Raw genomic sequence first — 20,665 nt, forward strand, 5'->3', positions numbered from 1 at the left:
GGGGCCGCCCCCCCACCCCCCCCCCGGGGGGGGGGGGGGGGCTGCCGCCCCCCTGGACCCCCGCTTCGGCCTGAACGGCCTCGTCCTCAAACGCCGGACGGGCTGAAGAGCGAACCGTTACGCCAACCGTGCGGTCTTCCCCCGATCCCGGCCCGTCCCCCACCTCCCGTCCGTCACCATCGCTCCCGTGTTGAGCAGTGGAGTCGTCCGGGCGCATCTTCTCGGTGCTCGGCTTGCCGGGAGTGTGGCTACTACGCGGGAGGAGAGTCTGCGGAGCTATCGGCTCTTCGCCGCTCGTGATCCTCGGGTGATGATCGGTATCGATCCTGAACGGGGCTGGGGGATGCGGGATTTGATCGGGCTCATGGCGGAAAGGTGTGGGGTTTCGGCCGACCCTGCGCATACTTCCGGGCATGATGTGATCGACCCGGAGCTGACCCTGGCTGCGCTGGATGCCTTCGCGGAGCGGCTCGCCGAGGTCGCCCGGCGTGGGGCGCCGGTGCTGTTCGGTACCGGGCACCCGCATCGGCTGCTCGGTTTCTACGCCGACCTGGCAGACGCTTTGTCGGCGGCGGGATGTGAGGTCCTCACCCCCGCGCAGGGTCGCTGTGTCGACATAACGACCCGGTTCGGTCTACGTACGCACAACCTTGATTACGTACGAGGTGTCGCGCTGGCCCGGGCGGCCGACACCGAACGCCCCGGTTGTGAGCCCGGCGCACACACGCATTCACCGCTCCCGGTTCGTACCGCGCTGGCCGCGGCGGCGGAGGGCGGCGGGCCGCTGCCCGAGCTGGTGATCGGCGATCACGGCTGGGTCTGCGGAGCAGGTCAGCTGGGGTTTGAAGCCATGGGTCTGGCGGATACGGATGACCCTGCGCTCTTTGTGGGGGAGGCGGAGGGGGTCGTGTCCGTCGTCGTTCCGGTTGATGACGCTGTGCGGTCTGATTACTACCGCCCGCTTACCCGCTACGTACTCAAACGAGCGTGTCTGTCACAGTAGGCCGCCGATGGGTGCACCTCTTCCCCACTCGCATCACCCGCCCCTACATTGGGGAGTGAGCACGCAACGACGAAGAGTCACCGGAAGGGGAAGCCGGTGGCCGTCGAGTGCGGAAGGTTCAGGTGTGTCATGGCTGCAGGTGGCGAGAGGCCTCTGAACGAGGTTCAGTTCCTTACCGTGGCGGAGGTTGCCTCGGTGATGCGAGTGTCGAAGATGACCGTGTACCGGTTGGTGCACAGCGGTCATCTGCCCGCGATCCGGGTCGGGCGGTCGTTCCGTGTCCCGGAGCAAGCGGTACACGAGTACCTCCGCGAGAGCTATGTGGGGGTGGAGACGGCCTGACGAAACCCTCGATTACGACCTCAGCGCTCGGACGGGTAGGCTGGCCCCTCGTAGGTCGTATGGGCCCATGGCGCCCAAACACCGAGTGATGAGAAGTGAGCGAGGGTAGTCGTGGGCTCTGTTATCAAGAAGCGGCGCAAGCGGATGGCCAAGAAGAAGCACCGCAAGCTGCTCAAGCGCACGCGCGTTCAGCGTCGTAACAAGAAGTAAGCGACGCCGCGAAAGCGTGTTCGCGTGGCCCCTCACCGTTGCTGGTGGGGGGCCGCCGTCATATGCGGACCGGGCGAATCTCGTCACTTCGTGCATCGGGAGGTCATCACAGCGCAACACCGACCCGCTAAGTTGGCGCACACGGGGAACGCGGCAGGAGCGGCACAACGCCGAGGGCGGAAGGAAGGCGCTGATCTTGGGGAAGGTCGTGCTCGTGACCGGAGTGGCCCGTCAGCTGGGGGGCCGGTTCGTGCGACGGATCCAGCGTGACCCACAGGTGGACCGGGTGGTCGCCGTGGACGCGGTGCCACCCGAGCACCATCTGGGCGGGGCGGACTTCATCCAGGCCGACATCCGCCAGCCCACCATCGCGCGAGTGCTGGCCGAGACGTCCGCGGATACCGTCGTGCATATGGACGTGACCGGCACAGCGCTGGGCAGCGGGAGCCGTACGACGGTCAAGGAGACCAACGTCATCGGCACCATGCAGCTGCTCGGGGCCTGCCAGAAGTCGCCGACCGTGAAGCGGCTGGTGGTGAAGTCCAGTACGAACGTCTACGGGTCCGCGCCGCGGGATCCGGCCGTCTTCACCGAGACCACCCCGGCCAAGTCGCTGCCCAGCGGCGGCTTCGCGAAGGACACCGTGGAGGTCGAGGGGTATGTGCGCGGGTTCGCCCGGCGGCGGCCCGATGTCGCCGTGTGCGTGCTGCGGTTCGCGAACATCCTCGGGCCGACCGCGGACACGCCGCTCGCCTCGTACTTCGCGCTGCCCGTGCTGCCGACCGTGTTCGGTTACGACCCGCGGCTGCAGTTCGTGCACGAGGACGATGTGATCGAGGTGCTGCGGATCGCCTCGCACGAGCCGGAGCGGGGCACGCTCAACAGCGGCACGTTCAATATCGCCGGCGACGGCGTCCTGCTGCTCTCGCAGTGCTCCAGGCGCCTGGGGCGTCCCACGGTGCCGCTGCTGCTGCCGGCGGTCACCTGGGCCGGTTCCCTGGTCCGTACGCTGGGCATGACGGACTTCTCGCCCGAGCAGATCCGGCTGCTGACCCACGGCCGGGTCGTGGCGACGGATCAGATGCGCGAGACGCTGGGATTCAAGCCGAAGTACACGACCGCGGAGACGTTCGCGGACTTCGTCCGCAGCCAGGGCCCGGGCCTGCTGCCGCCGGAGGACCTCGCGCGAGCCGTCGACCGGATCGCCGCGCTGTCCCTGCGGGACAGCGGCCACCCCCCGACGCAGAGCGCCAACTGAGGAGCGCATCAACGATGGCGGATGCCAAGGTCATTCCGTTCGACGACGACCGGACCCGCGGGAGCGCCGTACAGCGGCCGCCGCGGCGCCGGAGCGCGGGGAACCGGCGCAAGGGCGGCGAGTCCGCAGTGGTCCGTGAGGTACAGCCTCTGCCCAGCAGGGCGCCCGCGCAGGATGATGTTCCCGTGACCCGTGAGGAAGAGCTGCCGCCCGAGCCGAAGCAGCAGCAGGACGGCGGTCTGGAACGGCGTGTGGCGAGCGGCCTTGCCTTTCTGCGGCGGCGGCTCACGGGGAACTACGACGTCGACGACTTCGGCTACGACGAGGAGCTGACCGACCAGGTCCTGATGTCCTTGCTGCGGCCGGTGTACGAGAAGTACTTCCGGGTCGAGGTGAAGGGCATCGAGAACATCCCGGCCGAGGGTGGCGCGCTGATCGTGGCCAACCACTCCGGGACGCTGCCGCTGGACGGCCTGATGATGCAGGTCGCCGTGCACGACCACCATCCGGCGGGCCGGCATCTGCGGCTGCTCGCGGCGGACCTGGTCTTCGTGCTGCCGGTGGTGAACGAGCTGGCGCGCAAGCTGGGGCACACCCTGGCGTGCACGGAGGACGCCGAGCGGCTGCTGGGCCAGGGTGAGCTGGTCGGGGTGATGCCGGAGGGCTTCAAGGGCATCGGGAAGCCCTTCGGTGAGCGCTACAAGCTCCAGCGGTTCGGCCGCGGTGGCTTCGTCTCCACGGCGCTGCGCAAGGGCACGCCGATCATTCCGTGCTCGATCGTCGGGGCGGAGGAGATCTACCCGATGATCGGCAATGCGAAGACCCTCGCGCGGCTCCTCGGCTTCCCGTACTTCCCGCTCACCCCGACCTTCCCGTGGCTGGGTCCGCTCGGGGCGATTCCGCTTCCGACGAAGTGGACGATCCAGTTCGGTGAGCCGATTCCGACGGACGGTTATCCGCCGGAGGCGGCGGAGGACCCGATGCTGATGTTCAACCTGACGGACCAGGTACGGGAACAGATCCAGCACACGCTCTACAAGCTGTTGGTGCAGCGGCGGTCCGTGTTTTTCTGAGTGCGTTCGGGAGCGCGTCGGGTCGGCGGACGGAGTCCGGCGCAGGCGGCCGAAGCCCGCGGAGCGGTGCGAGGGCGGCCGTGTGAATGGGTCCCTCGCGCGGCCCCTCGGCTTCCCGTACTTCCCGCTCACCCCGACCTTCCCGTGGCTGGGTCCGCTCGGGGCGATTCCGCTTCCGACGAAGTGGACGATCCAGTTCGGTGAGCCGATTCCGACGGACGGTTATCCGCTTGGTCGGTGTACGGCGACGGGGGCGCCCCTCCTGAGAGGGGCGCCCCCGTTGGGTTGGGCCGTGGGCTAGTTGGCGTCGTTGCTGTCGATTCCCAGGCCCGGGAGGAGGCCTGGGAGGAGGGGTGGCAACGTGACGTCCGGCTGTGTGGTCGGGGTCTTGCTGGTGGACGGGGAGGCGCTGCCGCTGCTCTTCGGTGGGTCGAACAGGCCGCCCGTGGTGCCGCCGAGCAGGCCGTCGCTCTCGCTGCCGGAGGCCGAGCCGCTGGGGCTGCCCGTGCTCGAACTCCGGCCGGAGGCGGAGCTGTCCGTGGAGGGCGCGGTCGACCGGTGTGTGCCGGAGGAACCGGGGGACGCCGAGCCGGTGCCCTGCCGCTTGCCGTCCGCGGTCTGCGAGGGCGTCTGCGGGAGCAGGGACTGGAGCGGCGCGACCTCTTCGTCTATGGCGTCGAACACCGACGAGACCTGCTCACTGACGTCCCCGAGCTGGACGGGCAGCTTGTCGCGGAGCGCGCCCCAGGCCTCACGGTGGGACCGCGAGAAGGTGGAGAGAGCCTGGATGGGGCCCAGGGAGTCCGGGTCGCGTTCGTAGGCCGCGTGCAGCAGGCGGTGGCCCTCCGAGACGTCGTGCTGCATGCCGGACAGCGTGTGGCGGATCTCGCCGATGGACTCGTGGTCCAGCTGGCCGCTGCGACCGCGCTCCATCAGCCGTCTGGCCTCGCTCAGCCTCGTCGAGGCCTGGTCGAGATACGTCTGGCCGCGCTCGTCCTCCCCGTCGCTCAGGTAGTTGAGCTTGAAGTCCTCGATGCCGCGCTTGAGGCCGTAGAGCGAGTCACCGGGCAGCGCGTCGGAACTCGCGGCGGCCACTCCGCCGAATGCCCCGGCGGCCACGCCGACGCTGAGTCCGCCGGCCGCAAGGCCCTTGGTCAGCCGTGAACGCGGTCGCAACTTCCCCAACGGGCCAGCCCTATGTGCGCCCTTGGCCCGGTGGGAACGCGGCTCGGGCACCGAAGGATCCGCCGCCCCGCCCACGGTGCCCTCCCGCAGCATGGCCTCCATCGCGGCCACGAGCTGGGCCCGTTGGACGACCTTGACCTCCGGGTCGAGCTCCGGTCTGGGCAGCGCGCCCAGACCGGCCGCGAGGGCCAACAGCTCGCCCTGCTCGGTCCGTTCCGCAGTCGAGGGGAGCGGTGGCGATGCTCCCGGACTCTCGGACTGCGTGGCCGCCGTGTCCCGGTCGGACTGCTCCTCCAGGGCCTGGGCGAAGGCGTTCGCCCGCCGGTGCGCCGATACGTTCGCGATCACTGGCGGCACCTCCTCTCGTCATGACGGTCGACTCCCCAGGGGGTCCTGAGGGTTGCACGCCCCCGAGCACTTCCACACGATCTGGTGATCAGGGTCGGCCCGGACGTGACCACAGGGAGCCTGCATCCCGCACAACGACTGGCGCGGCACTTGGGTTACGGACGCCAGATGAATGGATCAGAAAGACAACAGGCCTTCACGGAGCGTGAGTTGGCCGTTGCTCGCCGTGTCCGGGCGGCAGTGCGAGTCAGCGCGCGTCGTCGGGCAGGAGCCGGGCGAGGGTGCGCACGGCCCGGTACTGGAGGGTCTTGATGGCGCCCTCGTTCTTGCCCATCACCCGGGCCGTCTCCGCGACGGAGAGGCCCTGGAGGAAGCGCAGCGTCACGCACTCCTGCTGCTGCGGGTTGAGCCGTCGTACGGCGTCGAGCAGAGCGGCGTTCGAGAGCGACTCCAGGACCGAGTCCTCCGGGGAGCGCTCGACCTCGTTGGCGTCGAGCATCTCACCGGTCGTCACTTCCAGGCGGAAACGGCTCGACTTGAAGTGGTCGGCGACCAGGTTGCGGGCGATGGTGACGAGCCAGGCCCCGAAGTCGCGGCCCTGCCAGGTGAAGGTGCCGATGCGGCGCAGGGCGCGCAGGAACGTCTCACTCGTGAGGTCCTCGGCGGTCGCCTTGCCGCCGACGCGGTAGTAGATGTAGCGGTACACCGTGTCGCTGTACTGGTCGTACAGGCGGCCGAAGGCCTCGGCCTCGCCGGACTGCGCGCGCTCGACGAGGTCCATCATCCGCGCGCTGTCGCTGTCCGCGGCCGGACGGCGGGCGGTGGCCGCACCGGCCGAGCGGCCGCGTCTGCCGACCGCGGCGCCGCCGTCGGCCAGTGCGTAGCACGGGCCCACGGGCGCGGCGGTGGCGAAGGCGGGGACGGCGGACGCGGTGGGGACGTAGCCGCGCAACAGCTGCTGGGCCGTCGCGACCGTTGCGCGCAGCGTAGCCAGGCCCGAGGCGTCAACCCCGACGTGTGGGTACACGGGACTCCCAGAGGCAGAGCTTCCATCACGTGCAGTGCGGAACCGTTCACCCGTCGTAGCGACGGAGAGGTACCGGTTTGCGTCCCAGGAGAATAACGCTTCGTGTAGGCGCTGCTACACCCAGTTGCTCAAATCATCGATTGCGTCGCTTCGGTAACCGTTTGACGCCACTTCAAGTGCCATAGGGTGAACGCTTGTTGATCGGAAAAGTGCGAGTTCCTACGGAGCGAGGGCGTGTTGAGACGTCGGACGGCATAATCCGGCACCTGAGTGCGGCCGACCGGGGGTTTGGTGACAGAAGCGCCTTGGTGACAGAAGTGGTGACCGAAAGCGTCTACCGACGGCGTCGGTGCAGGGCGATCGCGGCCGCGGTGCCGCCGGCGACCGCTCCGACCCCCGCCGCCGCGGGGATGCCGACCTTCGCCGCCTTGCGGCCGGTGCGGTAGTCGCGCAGCCGCCAGTCCTTCTCGCGGGCGTGTCTGCGCAGCTTGGCGTCCGGGTTGATCGCGTAGGGGTGCCCCACGAGCGAGAGCATCGGGATGTCGTTGTGGGAGTCGCTGTAGGCGGCGCAGCGGGAGAGGTCCAGGCCCTCCGCGAAGGCCAGCGCGCGGACCGCCTCCGCCTTCGCGGGGCCGTGCAGCGGCTCGCCGACCAGCTTGCCCGTGTAGACGCCGTCGACGGACTCGGCGACCGTGCCCAGGGCGCCGGTCAGGCCGAGACGCCCGGCGATGACCCCGGCGATCTCCACGGGGGCCGCGGTGACCAGCCATACCCGCTGGCCCGCGTCCAGGTGGGCCTGGGCCAGCGCCCGGGTGCCCGGCCAGATGCGCTCGGCCATGTACTCGTCGTAGATCTCCTCGCCGATCGACTGGAGCTCGGCGACGCGGTGCCCCTTCACGATCGACAGTGCGGAGTCGCGGGCGTCCTGCATGTGCTCGGGGTCCTCGACCCCGGCCAGCCTGAACCACGCCTGCTGCCAGGCGAACTTCGCCAGATCGCGGGTCTCGAAGAACTTCCGCTTGTACAGCCCCCGCCCGAAGTGGAACAGCGCGGCGCCCTGCATCACGGTGTTGTCCAGGTCGAAGAACGCGGCGGCCTTGTCGTCGCCGAGCACCGGGAAGTCGGGCTCTTCCTCGTCGGGAACACCGGCGGCGTCCTGCGAGGACTTGCGCGCTGCCTCCGCCGAGGCCTCGCCTGCCAACACGCTCCGCGCCGTGGCGGAGCGCCTACGGGGAGTGAGCCATCCGAGAGCGGCCATGGCGTGAGCATAGCCAGTTTGTTCGGTGGTTCCGGAGTCCGGAGGTTTGAAGCCCGTGAACTCTCCGCGACCACGCCGTTAAAGAGGCGGGACAATGGCCGACATGAGTCCCCTCTTCCGCCGTAAGGCACCGGCTCCGCAGGACCGGCTCGTCACTCTCGTCCGCAAGCCCGGCTGTCATCTGTGTGATGACGCACAACTCGTGGTGGAGAAGGTGTGCGGTGATCTCGGTGTGACTTGGGAACAGAAGGACATCACTCAGGATCCGCAACTCCACGACCAGTACTGGGAGCAGATTCCGGTCGTCCTGGTCGACGGTGAGCAGCACACGTTCTGGCGTGTGAACGAAGAACGGTTGCGCAAAGCACTGACCGACTAGTTCAAAGTTCCACGGATGGTCGCTTAGGATCGACGGCGTCTTGGTCTTGGGGGCGGGATTGACGAGGAAGTGTGCGGTTTTGCCCCCAGGAGAGAAGCGCGTGACCCCGGTCACGTTGGCCGGGCAAATCGGACACCATCTTTGTGCACGCGTTCACAAAGACATAGCCTGCTGTCGACGGGGCGGTCTGGGTACGTGTGACCGCCCGCAGCCCCGCTCTACCCGCAGGAGCACCGTGGCAACTGGCCGAACACACCGACCGGCGACCCGCAGCCGAGGGATTCCCGAGGCCACCGTCGCCAGGCTTCCGCTGTACCTCCGAGCCCTGACGGCACTGTCCGAGCGCTCGGTACCCACGGTCTCCTCCGAGGAGCTGGCGGCCGCGGCGGGGGTCAACTCCGCCAAGCTGCGCAAGGACTTCTCCTACCTGGGCTCCTACGGAACGCGCGGTGTCGGCTACGACGTCGAGTATCTCGTCTACCAGATCTCCCGCGAACTGGGCCTGACCCAGGACTGGCCGGTCGTCATCGTCGGTATCGGTAACCTCGGCGCCGCCCTCGCCAACTACGGCGGCTTCGCCTCCCGTGGCTTCAGGGTCGCCGCGCTCATCGACGCCGACCCGGCGATGGCGGGCAAGCCCGTCGCCGGCATCCCGGTCCAGCACACCGACGAGCTTGAGAAGATCATCAAGGACAACGGGGTCTCCATCGGCGTCATCGCCACCCCGGCCGGCGCGGCCCAGCAGGTCTGCGACCGGCTCGTGGCCGCCGGTGTCACCTCCATCCTCAACTTCGCGCCGACCGTGCTGACCGTCCCGGACGGCGTCGACGTGCGCAAGGTCGACCTCTCCATCGAGCTGCAGATCCTCGCCTTCCACGAGCAGCGCAAGGCCGGCGAGGAGGCCACCCCCGACGGCGGGGCCCCGGCCGTCGCAGACCGCAAGGACTCCGCCGACCAGGGGCCCGACGGGGACGTACCCGCCGTGATGCCGGCATGAGTCTCCTCGTCGTCGGACTGAGTCACCGCAGCGCTCCGGTCAGCGTGCTGGAACGCGCCGCGCTGTCCACGGACGCCCAGGTCAAGCTGCTCCAGGACACGGTCGCCGCCGAACCGGCCACCGAGGCCGCGGTGCTCGCCACCTGCAACCGCATCGAGCTGTACGCCGACGTGGACAAGTTCCACGCCGGTGTCGCCGAGCTGTCCACGCTGCTCGCCCTGCACAGCGGCGTCGGCCTGGAGGAGCTCACCCCTTACCTCTACGTCCACTACGAGGACCGGGCCGTCCACCACTTCTTCTCGGTGGCCTGCGGACTGGACTCGATGGTCGTGGGCGAGGGGCAGATCCTCGGCCAGATCAAGGACTCCCTGGCCAAGGCGCAGGAGCTGCACTCCGCCGGCCGGCTGATGAACGACCTGTTCCAGCAGTCCCTGCGGGTCGGCAAGCGCGCCCACTCCGAGACCGGCATCGACCGCGCGGGCCAGTCCCTGGTCACCTTCGGCATGGAGCAGCTGGCCGCGGGCACCGAGGTGCAGACCTGGGCCAAGGGCAAGAAGGCCCTGGTCATCGGCGCCGGCTCGATGTCCTCGCTGGCCGCCGCGACGCTGGCGCGCGCCGGGGTCGCCGAGGTCGTCGTCGCCAACCGCACCCTGGACCGCGCCGAGCGCCTCGCGCAGATCCTCACCGAGAGCGCCGAGACGGACGTGACGGCCCGCGCGGTACCGATGGAATCGGTGCCGTTCGAGCTGACACGTGCCGACGTCGCCGTGTCCTGCACGGGAGCGACGGGCCTGGTGCTCACGGCGGACGTAGTCGCGCGGGCCGTCACGGGCCGTACCGGCGAGCCCGTCGCCGGGGCCGAGGACACTTCCCCCGCGGCGGTGCGGACGGACGTACGAACGGCTCCGCTGCCGCCCACCAGCGTCGGTACCGAGGAGAACTGCCCCCTCGACCTGCCCGCCGTACAGGGCACCGCCGGCTTCTCCGTGCTCGGCGAGGCCGCCGTCGCCGGAATGGCCGCCGCCGAGCTGGAGCAGCACGCGGCCTGGGTGGACAACGGCGCCCCGGACACCCCCGGCCGCGACCGGCGTACGTCCGCCGCGCCCGGTGCCGTCATCGCGCTCGACCCGGCCGAGGACGCCGAGGCGATCGCCGCCCTGGCCGCCACCGTGGCGTTGGTCGGCCGCATCCCCGAGCGCCGCAGGCCCGAACCGGTGGCCGAGATACCGCGCCCGGCCCCCGCGCTCTTCCTCCTCGACCTCGCCATGCCCCGCGACATCGACGCGGCCGTGCACCGGCTGGCCGGGGTGCGGCTGGTGGACATCGAGTCGCTGGCCGATGCGGCGGCGGACGCGCCGATGGCGGCCGACGTGGACCAGGTCCGGCGTATCGTCTCCGACGAGGTCGCGGCCTTCGGGGCGGCCCAGCGGGCCGCGCACATCACGCCCACGGTGATCGCGCTGCGCACCATGGCCGCCGATGTCGTCGCCGGCGAGATCGCCCGGCTCGACGGACGCCTCCCCGACCTGGACGAACGCCAGCGCGGCGAGATCCGGCAGGCCGTGCACCGCGTCGTCGACAAGCTGCTGCACGCACCGACCGTACGGGTCAAGCAGCTCGCGGCCGAGCCCGGCGGCGCCGGGTACGCGGACGCGCTGCGCACCCTGTTCGACCTCGACCCCGAGACGGTGGCCTCCGTCTCCCGCGCCGAGGACAGCACCGAGAACCAGGCCAAGAACCGAGGGCCAGCATGAGTACCAAGGCACTGAGACTGGGGACCAGGCGAAGCAAGCTCGCCATGGCCCAGTCGGGGCAGGTGGCGGACGCCGTACGCCAGGTGACCGGACGGCCCGTCGAGCTCGTCGAGATCACCACGTACGGCGACAGGTCCCGTGAGCACCTCGCGCAGATCGGCGGCACGGGTGTGTTCGTCGCGGCGCTGCGTGAGGCGCTGCTGCGCGGTGAGGTCGACTTCGCGGTTCACTCGCTGAAGGACCTCCCGACCGGGCAGCCCGCCGAGCTGGTGCTGGCCGCCGTTCCCGAGCGCGAGGACCCGCGTGACGTGATCGTCGCCCGGGACGCGCTGAAGTTCACCGACCTCCCGCGGGGCGCCCGCATCGGCACGGGTTCGCCGCGCCGCATGGCGCAGCTGAACGCGTACGCGCGCAGCCATGGGCTGGACATAGAGACGGTCCCGATCCGGGGCAACGTCGACACCCGCATCGGATTCGTCCGGGACGGCGAGCTGGACGCGGTCGTGCTGGCCGCGGCCGGCCTCAGCCGCATGGGGCGGATCGAGGAGGTGACCGACTTCCTGTCGGTCGACACGGTTTTGCCCGCCCCCGGCCAGGGGGCCCTGGCGATCGAGTGCAGGGCGGGGAACACCGCCCAAGACACTGCCCTGATCGCGGCGCTCGGCGCGCTCGACGACCCGTTCACGCGGGCCGCCGTGACCGCCGAGCGGTCACTGCTCGCGGCCCTGGAGGCCGGCTGCAGCGCCCCCGTGGGCGCGCTGGCCGACCTGCTGGCCGACGGGCGGATTGTCAAGGAAATGCGCCTGCGCGCTGTCGTCGGCACGACCGACGGCTCCCGCACGGTGCAGCTGTCCACCACCGGTCCCGTGCCCGAGACGTACGAGCAGGCAGTGGCGCTCGGTCGCGAACTCGCCACCGAGATGCTTGCCCAGGGCGCGGCCGGTCTGATGGGGGAGCGAGCACATTGAGCCCCACCACCCTTCCCGCCGCCGGTCCTGAACACGGGCACGTCACCTTCCTCGGTGCCGGACCCGGGGATCCGGGACTGCTGACTCTGCGTGCCGTGGAGGCACTGTCGAACGCGGACGTCCTGATCGCCGAGCACGACGTGCTCGACGTGATCCGGACGCACGCCCGACAGGGTGTCTCCGTCGTGCCGACGGACACGGATTCCTCTTTGGATACGTATCCGGGCAAGGGCACGCCTCAACTGGCGATTGTTGACGGCGCGTCAACAACCGCTGGGGTCCCGTCGGTGCGGGATGCGGCTCATCTTGTCATGGAGGCCGCGCGGGGCGGCAGGCGGGTCGTGCGTGCGGTGTCCGGGGACCCCGGGCTCGACGCGTACGCCGCCGAGGAGATGCTGGCGTGCGCCGGCGCCGGGGTGCCCTTCGAGGTGGTCCCCGGTGTCGCGGCCGCGGTCGGTGTGCCCGCGTACGCCGGTGTGCCGCTGCGGGACGCGCAGGGCGCGGACGTCCGGTTCGTGGATGCCCGTACGGCGTCGGACCGGTGCTGGACGGAGGTGGGCGCGTCGGACGGCACGGTCGTCGTCTCGACGACGCTGGACTCCGTGGCGGCGGCCGCGGGCGAGTTGGTGGCCGCCGGCCGCAAGCCGGACACTCCGTTGACGGTCACCGTCGCGGGTACGACGACGCGTCAGCGCACCTGGACCGCCACGCTCGGCACGATCGCGCAGACCCTGAAGCAGGCGAAGGTGCTGCCCTCCCCGGAGGGCGGCCGGCCGGTGATAGCCGTGGTCGGTGAGCGCTTCGCGGCCGCCCAGCGCGACCAGCTGTCGTGGTTCGAGTCCAAGCCGCTGTTCGGCTGGAAGGTGCTCGTACCGCGTACGAAGGAGCAGGCGGCGTCGCTCTCCGACCAGCTGCGGTCGTACGGGGCCGTGCCGCACGAGGTGCCGACGATCGCCGTCGAGCCGCCGCGGACGCCCCAGCAGATGGAGCGCGCGGTCAAGGGCCTGGTGACCGGCCGTTACGAGTGGATCGCCTTCACCTCGGTCAACGCCGTCAAGGCGGTCCGGGAGAAGTTCGAGGAGTACGGCCTCGACGCGCGCGCCTTCGCGGGCATCAAGGTGGCCGCGGTCGGCGAGCAGACGGCGAAGGCGCTGATCGCCTTCGGCGTGAAGCCGGACCTGATGCCGAGCGGCGAGCAGTCCGCGGCGGGCCTCCTTGAGGACTGGCCGCCGTACGACCCGGTCTTCGACCCGATCGACCGCGTCTTCCTCCCCCGGGCGGACATCGCCACGGAGACCCTCGTCGCCGGGCTGATCGAGCTGGGCTGGGAGGTCGACGACGTCACGGCGTACCGCACCGTGCGGGCGTCGCCGCCGCCGGCGGAGACGCGGGAGGCGATCAAGGGCGGCGGCTTCGACGCGGTCCTGTTCACCTCGTCGTCGACGGTCCGGAACCTGGTCGGCATCGCGGGCAAGCCGCACAACGTGACGGTGATCGCGTGCATCGGCCCGGCGACGGCGAAGACGGCGGAGGAACACGGCCTGCGCGTCGACGTCATGGCCCCCGAGCCGTCCGTCCACAAGCTGGCGGAGGCCCTGGCCGACTTCGGCCTGAGGCGCAGGACCGCGGCCCTGGAGGCCGGCGACCCCGTCACACGCCCGAGCGAACGGCGACCGGGGGCCCGGCGGCGTCGCTCGACGACCTAGCCGAAGCCCGCGCGTGCGCTGAAGTGCAACGCCCCCTTCTCCTGCGGGAGGCGGGGGCGTTCGCGATGGGTGCGGGTAGCGGGGGGTGACGAGCCGGCGGAGAGATCGGCCGCCTCCGGCCTGCGCTGCCGGCCTGCGGCTCGGGGTGGGGGACCCCCTCACACGCGCGAGCGAACGGCGGCCGGGTGCCCGGCGGCGTCGGTCGACGACCTAGTCGGATTCCGCCGCGTGCGCTGAAGTGCAACGCCCCCTTCTCCTGCGGGAGGCGGGGGCGTTCGCGATGGGTGCGGATAGTGGGGGGTGACGAGCCGGCGGAGAGATCGGCCGCCTCCGGCCTGCGCTGCCGGCCTGTGGCTCGGGGTGGGGGAGTCCGTCGCGCGGCCGAGTGAGTGGCGGCCGGGGGCGCGGCCGGGGTGGTCCATGATTCGGTCGGGTTGCGCGCCCTGTGGTGAAGGCCGAGTTCAGTGCGTCAGTAGGCGTGTCGGTCGGCCTTGTGGGTCCAGGCTTCGTAGGCCTCCGCGCCGAGTTCGGGGAGGATCTGTTCGACGTGGATTCGGCGCTGGTCGAGGGGCCGCTGGAAGTCCTCGTACTGGAACGAGTCGTCGAAGCCGATTTCCCGAGTGGCCGTCAGATCGCAGCTGTAGTAGACGTTGTCGATCCGCGACCAGTAGATGGCGCTCATGCACATCGGGCAGGGTGCGCCGCTGATGTAGATCGAGCAGCCCTGGAGCATCTTCGCCCGCTCCGGCACCGGGTCGGGGGAGCCCTCGGGGCGCGGCACGTATTCGAGTGTGCTCTCGTTCTGGTGTTCCGGCGATATCGACGGCGCCGCGGGGTTCAGGCGCTGTATGGCCTTGCGGATGGTCTCCATTTCGGCGTGCGCGGTGGGATCGCCGGTGAGCAGTACACGGTTCTGTCCCGTGGCCACGATTTCGCCGTCCCGGGTGAGTACGGCGCCGAACGGCCCGCCCCAGCCCTTCACGACGGATTCTGTGGCCAGCCGTACCGCTTCGGCCAGGAACTCTTTGTGACCCATGTCGGACCTCCACTCAGCACTGCCGAGAAAAAATTGCCCCACCTTTGTCACGCATTGCACCGTTTGTCCTGTAACTCCCCTTTGAACTAGACTACTCCGTATGGGTTCACGTGCAATCCATGCCCCGGCCGGAGACGGCGCGACCGTTGTGACCTCCCAAAAGGTGCGGGAAGGCTGCGAAGACGACTATCAGCGCTGGCAGGAGCGGACCAACCGGGCCGTGCGCGCATTCGACGGATTCGAGGGGACGGAAATGTATCCCCCGGGCGTCGGCGACGAGCGCGCCTGGGTGGTGGTCTTCCGTTTCTCCCGTCTCGACCAGCTGACCGCATGGCTGGACTCCAGCGAGCGCCGGGAACTGCTGGCCGAGGCCCGCCCGCTGTTCGACGGGACGCCGACACAGGAAGTCCTGGCCGGCGGTGCGCCGCCGCAGGCCAAGGAGGAGGCCGTCACGGCGGTCATCTCCCATCATGTGCGCCCCGGCCGCGAGGAGGACTTCGCACGGTGGCAGGCCAAGGCCTTCAAGGCCCAGGCGAAGTACCCGGGTTTCATGGGCAACGAACTGTTCAGGCCGGTCGAGGGAATCCAGGACAACTGGGTCGTCGTCTTCCGCTTCGACACCCGTCAACACCTCGACGACTGGCTCGCGTCGGACACCCGCCAAAGGCTCCTGGAGGAGGGCGAGCGCTACTTCTCCGGCTACGACGTGCACAAAGTGGGGTCGGCCTTCAGCGGCTGGTTCCGCTTCGGCGCGGGCGCGGACGACACGGCCCCGCCCAACTGGAAACAGGCCATGTCCGTGGTTCTGGGGCTCTATCCCACCGTGATGGTCCTGAACCTGACGGTCGGTCGTGTGCTGACCGACCTCCGAGTGCCCGGCTACCTCAGCCTGTTCATCTCGAACGTGCTGAGCGTCTCCATCCTGACCTGGTTCATGATGCCCCTGGTGAACCGCGTCTTCGCCTTCTGGCTGGTGCCCCAGCGGGCGCGTTCCGTGCGCACCCATGTGGCGGGGGCGGCCCTCGTGATGCTGGGCTGGGCGCTGTGCATCCTGATTTTCGGCCTCACGAGCGGCTGACTTCACGAGCGGTTGAGGAGCCTTGAGGAGCCGGCATGAGTGAAGAGATCGAGGGAGAAGTCGTCCGACGGGGCGACGCCGTCTACGACAGCACCTGGTCGGCCATGCTGTGGAACGAGCTCAAGCCGCGGCGCTTTCCCGACCTGATCGTCCGCGTGGCCACCGAGCGCGACGTCCCGGCCGCCGTCCGGCTGGCCCGCGCCGAGGGGCACCGGATCGCCCTGCGCTCCCACGGGCACAGCTGGTGCGGCTCACCGCTGCGTGACGGCGGCATGCTCATCGACCTCTCCGCGCTCAACGCATGCGAGATAGACCCGGCTTCGCGCACCGCAACCGTGCAACCGGCGCTCAGCGGGCGCGAGTTCGTCGCCGCGCTCGCCCCGCACGGCCTCGCCTTCCCGGCCGGGCACTGCGGACCAGTCGCCCTCGGCGGCTATCTGCTCAGCGGAGGCCTCGGCTGGAACGCGGGCGTCCTCGGGCCGGCCGCCGCGAGCGTGCGGGCGGTCGAGGTGGTCACGGCGGACGGCTCCACCCTCACCTGCAGCAAGGACGAGCACTCCGACCTCTTCTGGGCCGCCCGTGGCGCGGGTCCCGGTTTCTTCGCCGTCGCCACCCGCTTCCATCTGGCGCTGTACGACCTGCCGACGGCGGTCGCCGAGTCCACGTACGCCTTCCCCCTGGCCGACGTCGAACCGGTGACCCGCTGGGCCACCACGGCGGCCAAGCGGCTGCCGCCGAACGTCGAGGCGTCCTTCATGCTCGCGACCGCATCCCCGGACTACGCGACGTCGACGCCGAGGCCCAAGGTGATCGGCTTCACCGGCACCGCCTTCGCCCGCACGCGGGAGGAGGCCGTCGCCTGCCTGGAGCCGCTGCGGGACTGCCCCCTGGCCGACCGCGCCCTGTTCCGCAGGGTGGACGCGCCCAGGACCTTCGAGGACCTCTACGACACGTCGTCCCGCTTCTGGCCCCGGGGCCACCGCAATGTCGTGGACACCCTGTGGTCGGACACCGGGTACGAGACCCTGCTGCCCGCGCTCGCCGCCTCCGTCGCCGCGGCCCCCTCGGAGCAGTCGCTGGTCCTGGCACCCCTGTGGCCGGTCTCGCGGGACCGCTCCCTCTCGCGCGACATGGCCTTCCCGGTCCTGGGCGAGACCTATCTGGCCCCCTTCGCGACCTGGGACGACCCGGCCGCGGACGCCGACAATGTGCGCTGGCTGCGGGACACGATGCGGATCGTCGAGCCGTACGGAACCGGCCACTACATCGCCGAGGCCGACCTCACCGCCGATCCGTCCCGGGCCCGGCGCTCGTACACCCCGGCAGGCTGGGAGCGGCTGCGGGCGCTGAAGGCCGCGTACGACCCGGAAAATGTCTTCCACACCTATCTCACGCCGTGACACCGGGGGCCGACAGGTCGTCGGCAAAGGGGCCCCTGAGCCAGGCGTAGCGTAGAGCGCATGACGAAGTACGGCTCCTTCCCCGGTTCGCGGCCCCGGCGACTGCGGACGTCCCCCGTGATGCGTCGCATGGTCGCCGAGACCCGCCTGCACCCCGCCGACCTCATCCTCCCCGCCTTCGTGCGCGAGGGGGTCGCTGAGCCGGTGCCGATCGCCGCCATGCCCGGCGTCGTACAGCACACGCGGGACAGCCTGAAGAAGGCGGCCGCGGAGGCGGTCGAGGCGGGGATCTCCGGGATCATGCTCTTCGGCGTGCCGGAGGAGAGCAAGAAGGACGCGCTCGGCACCCCGGGCACCGATCCGGACGGGATCCTCCAGGTCGCCATCCGCGACGTGCGGGCCGAGGTCGGGGACGAACTGCTGGTGATGTCCGACCTGTGCCTCGACGAGACCACCGATCACGGGCACTGCGGGGTGCTCGACGAGCACGGCCGCGTGGACAACGACGCCACCCTGGAGCGGTACGCCGAGATGGCGCAGGTGCAGGCCGACGCGGGTGCCCATGTCGTCGGGCCCAGCGGAATGATGGACGGGCAGATCGGGGTCGTCCGCGACGCGCTCGACCAGATCGGCCGCGAGGACGTCGCCATCCTCGCCTACACCGCCAAGTACTCCTCCGCCTTCTACGGCCCCTTCCGCGAGGCCGTCGCCTCCTCGCTCAAGGGCGACCGCAAGACCTACCAGCAGGACCCCGCCAACTGGCGGGAGTCCCTGCGGGAGTTGGCCCTCGACCTGGAGGAGGGGGCCGACATGGTGATGGTGAAGCCCGCCGGGCCCTACCTCGACATCCTGGCGAGGGTCGCGGACGCCGTCGACGTGCCCGTCGCCGCGTACCAGATCTCCGGCGAGTACTCGATGATCGAGGCCGCCGCGGAGAAGGGCTGGGTCGACCGCGACCGCGCCATCCTGGAGACGCTGACCGGCATCAAGCGGGCCGGCGCCCGGAACATCCTCACCTACTGGGCCACTGAGGTCGCCCAGCGGCTGCTCTGACGCGGCTCACCAGTTGAGGGCGTCGTCCGCGTCCTGCTGCCAGTACGTGACCTTCAGCGAGCTGTCGTAGTACACGCCCTTGGCCGGCAGCGACGGGGTCGCGGACGCGCCGCCGCTGCTGTTGGGCGTCTTGCCCTGGAAGGCGACGGTCAGCTTGTGCCCCGTCATGCCGCCCTCCCCGCTGCCGTCGGCGGCGGACAGCAGGACGCCCGCGTAACCGGACTCGCCGGGCGCGAGGGTCGTCACGGCCTGCGGGTGGGTCTCCTCGGCGGCCTGCGGCACCCACTGCATCTCGTCGAAGCGGAGCACCGGGTAGTACGTCAGGTCGCAGTACTTCGACCCGGTGTTCTTGACCGTGATGAGCATGTGGTTGAGCGGGCGGGGGACCGGCTGCGCGGTGACCTTGGTGTTGGAGCCGTTGCACAGGACGCGGTTCTTCGGGTCCCACGGGTCCGAGGAGCCGCCGCCCGAGGAGCCCTTCGCGGACCCGGACGAGCCCGAGGACGAGGACCCCTTGGACCCCTTGGCGGATCCGGACGAGCCCGACGAGGAGCCCGAGGCGGAGCCCGACCCCTTCGTGGTGTCGGCGGTGGGTGTCGTGGCGCCCTTGTCGCCCGCGGTCGTGGCCGCCGTGGCGGAGGGCCGCGACGCGCCTTCGTCCTTGATCCCGTCACCGCCGTTGCACGCCGTGAGGGCGAGGGCGGCGAGGGCGGCTCCGGTGACGGCGAGCAGCGGGGTACGGCGGGTGCGCATGGCAAGTCCTCTTTCGAGCGGAGGGTGGTGTCGTGCTTGGATGACCAGAGCCTGCGGGGCGATCCGTCCCACCTGCCACACCCGGCGGCCGATCAGGGACGCTGGAATGGCCATACGGGCTGTGACCTGCGTAAACAGTCCTTCCCTGGAACGCGGGAGTGGGACACGGGGGATGGAGGAACAGTGCCGGACAGCACTGTCGGCGGCGGCTTTGCCGAGCTGCTGCGGGAGTTGAAGGACCGTTCGGGGCTCAGCTACGGCGTGCTGGCCAAGCGGCTCCACATGAGTACGTCGACGCTGCACCGCTACTGCAACGGGGACGCCGTACCGGCGGACTACGCGCCCGTGGAACGGCTGGCCCGCCTCTGCAAGGCCGCGCCCGAGGAACTGGTCGAGCTGCACCGGCGTTGGGTGCTGGCGGACGCGATGCGGGGGCGGAAGGGGGAGCCGGCACGGGCGGACTCCGTACCGGGGGAGCCGGAAGAGCCCGAAGGGGCGGGGGAGCCGGACAGGCCCGAGGAGTCCCGGGAACCGGTCACCGCGGTCCGTGCGGACACCCGTCGCCGTACCCGCACCGCCCTCGTCGCCGGTATCGCGGTCGCCGCCGTTCTCGGTGCGGTCACGCTGGGGGTGAAGTTCTCGTCGGACGGCTCGGACGGCACGCACAGCGGTGCCGTCGCGGCGGCCTCGGCACAGGGCGGGACCGCGGACGGCGCACACTCCGCGAAGACACCGGGCGGCACCGCAGCGCCGTCCGAGTCGGCCACCGGGTCCGCCGCACCCTCGCGCTCCACCTCCACCTCCGCCTCGTCCTCCGCGACGGACGAGCGGGATCAGCCGGGCGCCCGCGGCACATCCGGGGCCGGTGAGAGCGCCACCGCACCGCCCCTCACCGTCGCCACCCACCCCTATACCTGGGAAAGCCCCTGCGACCAGCGCTACTTGATCGACCGGCCCCCGACGAAGGTCGCCCCGCCGCCGACCGAGAACGACGCGACGGCCTGGGTGGCCGCGCACGGTGCCGTCTCCTCGGGGGAGCAGTACGTCACGCTCACCGTGCAGGGCACCGGCAAGGAGACCGTGGTCGTCGAGAGTCTGACCGTCCGCAGCGACAAGCGCTCGCCCCTCGCCTGGAACGACTACGCGATGGGCTATCCGGGCGTCGGCTGCGGCGGTGGCGTCCCGACCCGTTCCTTCACCGTCGCCCTGGACGCGGCGCGCCCCGCCGTCGTACCGGAGGCCGGGCACCGGAACTTCCCGTTCAAGGTGAGCGAGTCGGACCCGGAGGTCTACTACATCAGGGCCGACGCCTCGGCGTACGACGTGAGTTGGTACCTGGAGCTGAACTGGTCCAGCGGCGCCCGCCACGGCACGCTGCGGATCGACGACCACGGCAGGCCGTTCCGCACGAGCGGCAACAACGGGCGGCCCGCCTACGAGTTCCCGCTGGGCGGCTCGGGCTGGGTCGACGAGGGGACGACCAAGTCCTGAGAGGACGCGCCGGTGTGCGCCGGAGCGTGCCGGGAGGCCGAGGAGGAGGGTCCCTCGTCGCGTATGCCCTGGCCGTCCTGACAGGCCGAGAGCGTGAACACGGCGACCAGCGCGAGTGCTGCGGCGGCGAGGGGGCGTGCGGGCATGGGGGTCTCCTGGGCGCGAGGGGGGATGCGGAACGGCGCTCGGTGTGCCCCCAGCCTGCGAGGAGATCCGGTCCGTTCGCCACCTTCCGCGCGTGATTCGGGACGCCTGAACCGGGACCACGCGTCCTACCTGCGGAAACGAAGACCTCTGGGACGGCGTTCCGGGACGTGCGGACGTGTCCGGATCGCGGAATCATGGG

20 protein-coding genes and 1 pseudogene are annotated in these 20,665 nt (G+C 70.5%); 15 read left to right on the forward strand and 6 right to left on the reverse strand.

The features are described from left to right. Window positions 1–187 precede the first annotated feature (187 nt). The 6 genes and pseudogenes from AB0I54_RS31975 to AB0I54_RS32000 all read left to right on the forward strand — a co-directional run. Window positions 188–1,003 (forward strand): phosphatase, encoded by an 816-nt coding sequence (locus tag AB0I54_RS31975; RefSeq protein WP_363299702.1) that lies wholly within the window; start codon window positions 188–190, stop codon window positions 1,001–1,003. A 129-nt stretch (window positions 1,004–1,132) separates the two neighbouring features. Then, window positions 1,133–1,345: a helix-turn-helix domain-containing protein gene (locus tag AB0I54_RS31980; protein ID WP_263216600.1), complete on the forward strand. Its 213-nt coding sequence runs from the start codon at window positions 1,133–1,135 to the stop codon at window positions 1,343–1,345. Between the two features lie 111 nt (window positions 1,346–1,456). Further along, window positions 1,457–1,555 (forward strand): AURKAIP1/COX24 domain-containing protein, encoded by a 99-nt coding sequence (locus AB0I54_RS31985; RefSeq protein WP_003948845.1) that lies wholly within the window; start codon window positions 1,457–1,459, stop codon window positions 1,553–1,555. A 196-nt stretch (window positions 1,556–1,751) separates the two neighbouring features. After that, a complete protein-coding gene (locus AB0I54_RS31990) occupies window positions 1,752–2,813 on the forward strand; it encodes an NAD-dependent epimerase/dehydratase family protein (protein WP_316758918.1) in 1,062 nt (353 codons plus the stop codon). A 14-nt stretch (window positions 2,814–2,827) separates the two neighbouring features. After that, window positions 2,828–3,886, forward strand: coding sequence for a lysophospholipid acyltransferase family protein (locus tag AB0I54_RS31995; RefSeq protein ID WP_363299703.1), 1,059 nt, complete (start codon window positions 2,828–2,830; stop codon window positions 3,884–3,886). A 91-nt stretch (window positions 3,887–3,977) separates the two neighbouring features. Further along, a pseudogene (locus AB0I54_RS32000) lies at window positions 3,978–4,115 on the forward strand (glycerol acyltransferase); the annotation flags it as partial. A 68-nt stretch (window positions 4,116–4,183) separates the two neighbouring features. On the opposite strand, the gene AB0I54_RS32005 reads toward AB0I54_RS32000, so the two are convergent. The 3 genes from AB0I54_RS32005 to AB0I54_RS32015 form a co-directional block, all read right to left on the reverse strand. Then, window positions 4,184–5,419, reverse strand: a complete 1,236-nt coding sequence (locus AB0I54_RS32005; protein WP_363299704.1) for a DUF5667 domain-containing protein — start codon at window positions 5,417–5,419, stop codon at window positions 4,184–4,186. Between the two features lie 247 nt (window positions 5,420–5,666). Further along, complete coding sequence (locus AB0I54_RS32010) at window positions 5,667–6,446, reverse strand: ECF subfamily RNA polymerase sigma factor, BldN family (RefSeq protein ID WP_263211187.1); 780 nt, start codon at window positions 6,444–6,446, stop codon at window positions 5,667–5,669. Window positions 6,447–6,780: 334 nt separating this feature from the next. After that, the gene (locus AB0I54_RS32015) at window positions 6,781–7,704 is read right to left on the reverse strand and encodes an HAD-IB family hydrolase (RefSeq protein ID WP_363299705.1); all 924 of its coding nucleotides are present in this window, start codon (window positions 7,702–7,704) and stop codon (window positions 6,781–6,783) included. A gap of 103 nt (window positions 7,705–7,807) precedes the next feature. Between AB0I54_RS32015 and AB0I54_RS32020 the strand changes: the two genes are divergently transcribed. The 5 genes from AB0I54_RS32020 (at window position 7,808) to AB0I54_RS32040 (ending at window position 13,508) form a co-directional block, all read left to right on the forward strand. After that, window positions 7,808–8,083 (forward strand): glutaredoxin family protein, encoded by a 276-nt coding sequence (locus tag AB0I54_RS32020; protein WP_363299706.1) that lies wholly within the window; start codon window positions 7,808–7,810, stop codon window positions 8,081–8,083. A gap of 235 nt (window positions 8,084–8,318) precedes the next feature. Continuing rightward, window positions 8,319–9,080, forward strand: a complete 762-nt coding sequence (locus AB0I54_RS32025; protein WP_363299707.1) for a redox-sensing transcriptional repressor Rex — start codon at window positions 8,319–8,321, stop codon at window positions 9,078–9,080. Further along, window positions 9,077–10,834 carry a glutamyl-tRNA reductase gene (locus AB0I54_RS32030; protein WP_363299708.1) on the forward strand — a complete coding sequence of 586 codons (1,758 nt, stop codon included), beginning with the start codon at window positions 9,077–9,079 and terminating at the stop codon, window positions 10,832–10,834. The genes AB0I54_RS32025 and AB0I54_RS32030 overlap by 4 nt, the downstream gene beginning before the upstream one ends. Then, window positions 10,831–11,802 (forward strand): hydroxymethylbilane synthase, encoded by a 972-nt coding sequence (gene hemC / locus AB0I54_RS32035; RefSeq protein WP_363299709.1) that lies wholly within the window; start codon window positions 10,831–10,833, stop codon window positions 11,800–11,802. Before AB0I54_RS32030 ends, hemC begins: the two co-directional genes overlap by 4 nt. Beyond that, window positions 11,799–13,508: a uroporphyrinogen-III synthase gene (locus tag AB0I54_RS32040; RefSeq protein WP_363299710.1), complete on the forward strand. Its 1,710-nt coding sequence runs from the start codon at window positions 11,799–11,801 to the stop codon at window positions 13,506–13,508. The genes hemC and AB0I54_RS32040 overlap by 4 nt, the downstream gene beginning before the upstream one ends. Before the next feature lie 469 nt (window positions 13,509–13,977). Here the strand turns inward: AB0I54_RS32040 and AB0I54_RS32045 are convergent, their stop codons facing one another. Continuing rightward, entirely contained in the window at window positions 13,978–14,544 is a 567-nt protein-coding gene (locus tag AB0I54_RS32045; protein WP_363299711.1) for a nucleoside deaminase, read from the reverse strand. A 100-nt stretch (window positions 14,545–14,644) separates the two neighbouring features. On the opposite strand from AB0I54_RS32045, the gene AB0I54_RS32050 reads away from it, so the two are divergent. From AB0I54_RS32050 to hemB, 3 genes are read left to right on the forward strand one after another with little or no spacing between them, the layout of a single operon-like run. Continuing rightward, window positions 14,645–15,622 carry an antibiotic biosynthesis monooxygenase gene (locus tag AB0I54_RS32050; RefSeq protein WP_363299712.1) on the forward strand — a complete coding sequence of 326 codons (978 nt, stop codon included), beginning with the start codon at window positions 14,645–14,647 and terminating at the stop codon, window positions 15,620–15,622. A 35-nt stretch (window positions 15,623–15,657) separates the two neighbouring features. Further along, window positions 15,658–17,022: an FAD-binding oxidoreductase gene (locus AB0I54_RS32055; protein ID WP_363299713.1), complete on the forward strand. Its 1,365-nt coding sequence runs from the start codon at window positions 15,658–15,660 to the stop codon at window positions 17,020–17,022. A gap of 60 nt (window positions 17,023–17,082) precedes the next feature. Continuing rightward, window positions 17,083–18,075: a porphobilinogen synthase gene (gene hemB / locus AB0I54_RS32060; protein ID WP_363299715.1), complete on the forward strand. Its 993-nt coding sequence runs from the start codon at window positions 17,083–17,085 to the stop codon at window positions 18,073–18,075. Between the two features lie 6 nt (window positions 18,076–18,081). Here the strand turns inward: hemB and AB0I54_RS32065 are convergent, their stop codons facing one another. Beyond that, the gene (locus tag AB0I54_RS32065) at window positions 18,082–18,828 is read right to left on the reverse strand and encodes a DUF4232 domain-containing protein (RefSeq protein ID WP_363299716.1); all 747 of its coding nucleotides are present in this window, start codon (window positions 18,826–18,828) and stop codon (window positions 18,082–18,084) included. A 183-nt stretch (window positions 18,829–19,011) separates the two neighbouring features. Here AB0I54_RS32065 and AB0I54_RS32070 point away from each other — a divergent pair, with 183 nt between their 5' ends. Then, window positions 19,012–20,319, forward strand: a complete 1,308-nt coding sequence (locus AB0I54_RS32070; RefSeq protein WP_363299717.1) for a helix-turn-helix domain-containing protein — start codon at window positions 19,012–19,014, stop codon at window positions 20,317–20,319. Here AB0I54_RS32070 and AB0I54_RS32075 read toward each other — a convergent pair. Next, window positions 20,262–20,465 (reverse strand): hypothetical protein, encoded by a 204-nt coding sequence (locus tag AB0I54_RS32075; RefSeq protein ID WP_363299718.1) that lies wholly within the window; start codon window positions 20,463–20,465, stop codon window positions 20,262–20,264. The two genes, AB0I54_RS32070 and AB0I54_RS32075, sit on opposite strands and share 58 nt — an antisense overlap. Window positions 20,466–20,665 lie beyond the last annotated feature (200 nt).

Source organism: Streptomyces sp. NPDC050625 (assembly GCF_040654755.1).
In the GTDB taxonomy this organism is placed as follows: Bacteria; Actinomycetota; Actinomycetes; order Streptomycetales; family Streptomycetaceae; genus Streptomyces.

Excerpts from the sequence above, each read along its gene's own strand:
- AB0I54_RS31980 (WP_263216600.1), top strand. The coding sequence starts at position 1,133 with ATGGCTGCAGGTGGCGAGAGGCCTCTGAACGAGGTTCAGTTCCTTACC.
- AB0I54_RS31995 (WP_363299703.1), top strand. The coding sequence starts at position 2,828 with ATGGCGGATGCCAAGGTCATTCCGTTCGACGACGACCGGACCCGCGGG.
- AB0I54_RS32015 (WP_363299705.1), bottom strand. The coding sequence starts at position 7,704 with ATGGCCGCTCTCGGATGGCTCACTCCCCGTAGGCGCTCCGCCACGGCG.
- AB0I54_RS32020 (WP_363299706.1), top strand. The coding sequence starts at position 7,808 with ATGAGTCCCCTCTTCCGCCGTAAGGCACCGGCTCCGCAGGACCGGCTC.
- AB0I54_RS32030 (WP_363299708.1), top strand. The coding sequence starts at position 9,077 with ATGAGTCTCCTCGTCGTCGGACTGAGTCACCGCAGCGCTCCGGTCAGC.
- hemC (WP_363299709.1), top strand. The coding sequence starts at position 10,831 with ATGAGTACCAAGGCACTGAGACTGGGGACCAGGCGAAGCAAGCTCGCC.
- AB0I54_RS32045 (WP_363299711.1), bottom strand. The coding sequence starts at position 14,544 with ATGGGTCACAAAGAGTTCCTGGCCGAAGCGGTACGGCTGGCCACAGAA.
- AB0I54_RS32050 (WP_363299712.1), top strand. The coding sequence starts at position 14,645 with ATGGGTTCACGTGCAATCCATGCCCCGGCCGGAGACGGCGCGACCGTT.
- AB0I54_RS32055 (WP_363299713.1), top strand. The coding sequence starts at position 15,658 with ATGAGTGAAGAGATCGAGGGAGAAGTCGTCCGACGGGGCGACGCCGTC.
- hemB (WP_363299715.1), top strand. The coding sequence starts at position 17,083 with ATGACGAAGTACGGCTCCTTCCCCGGTTCGCGGCCCCGGCGACTGCGG.
- AB0I54_RS32065 (WP_363299716.1), bottom strand. The coding sequence starts at position 18,828 with ATGCGCACCCGCCGTACCCCGCTGCTCGCCGTCACCGGAGCCGCCCTC.
- AB0I54_RS32075 (WP_363299718.1), bottom strand. The coding sequence starts at position 20,465 with ATGCCCGCACGCCCCCTCGCCGCCGCAGCACTCGCGCTGGTCGCCGTG.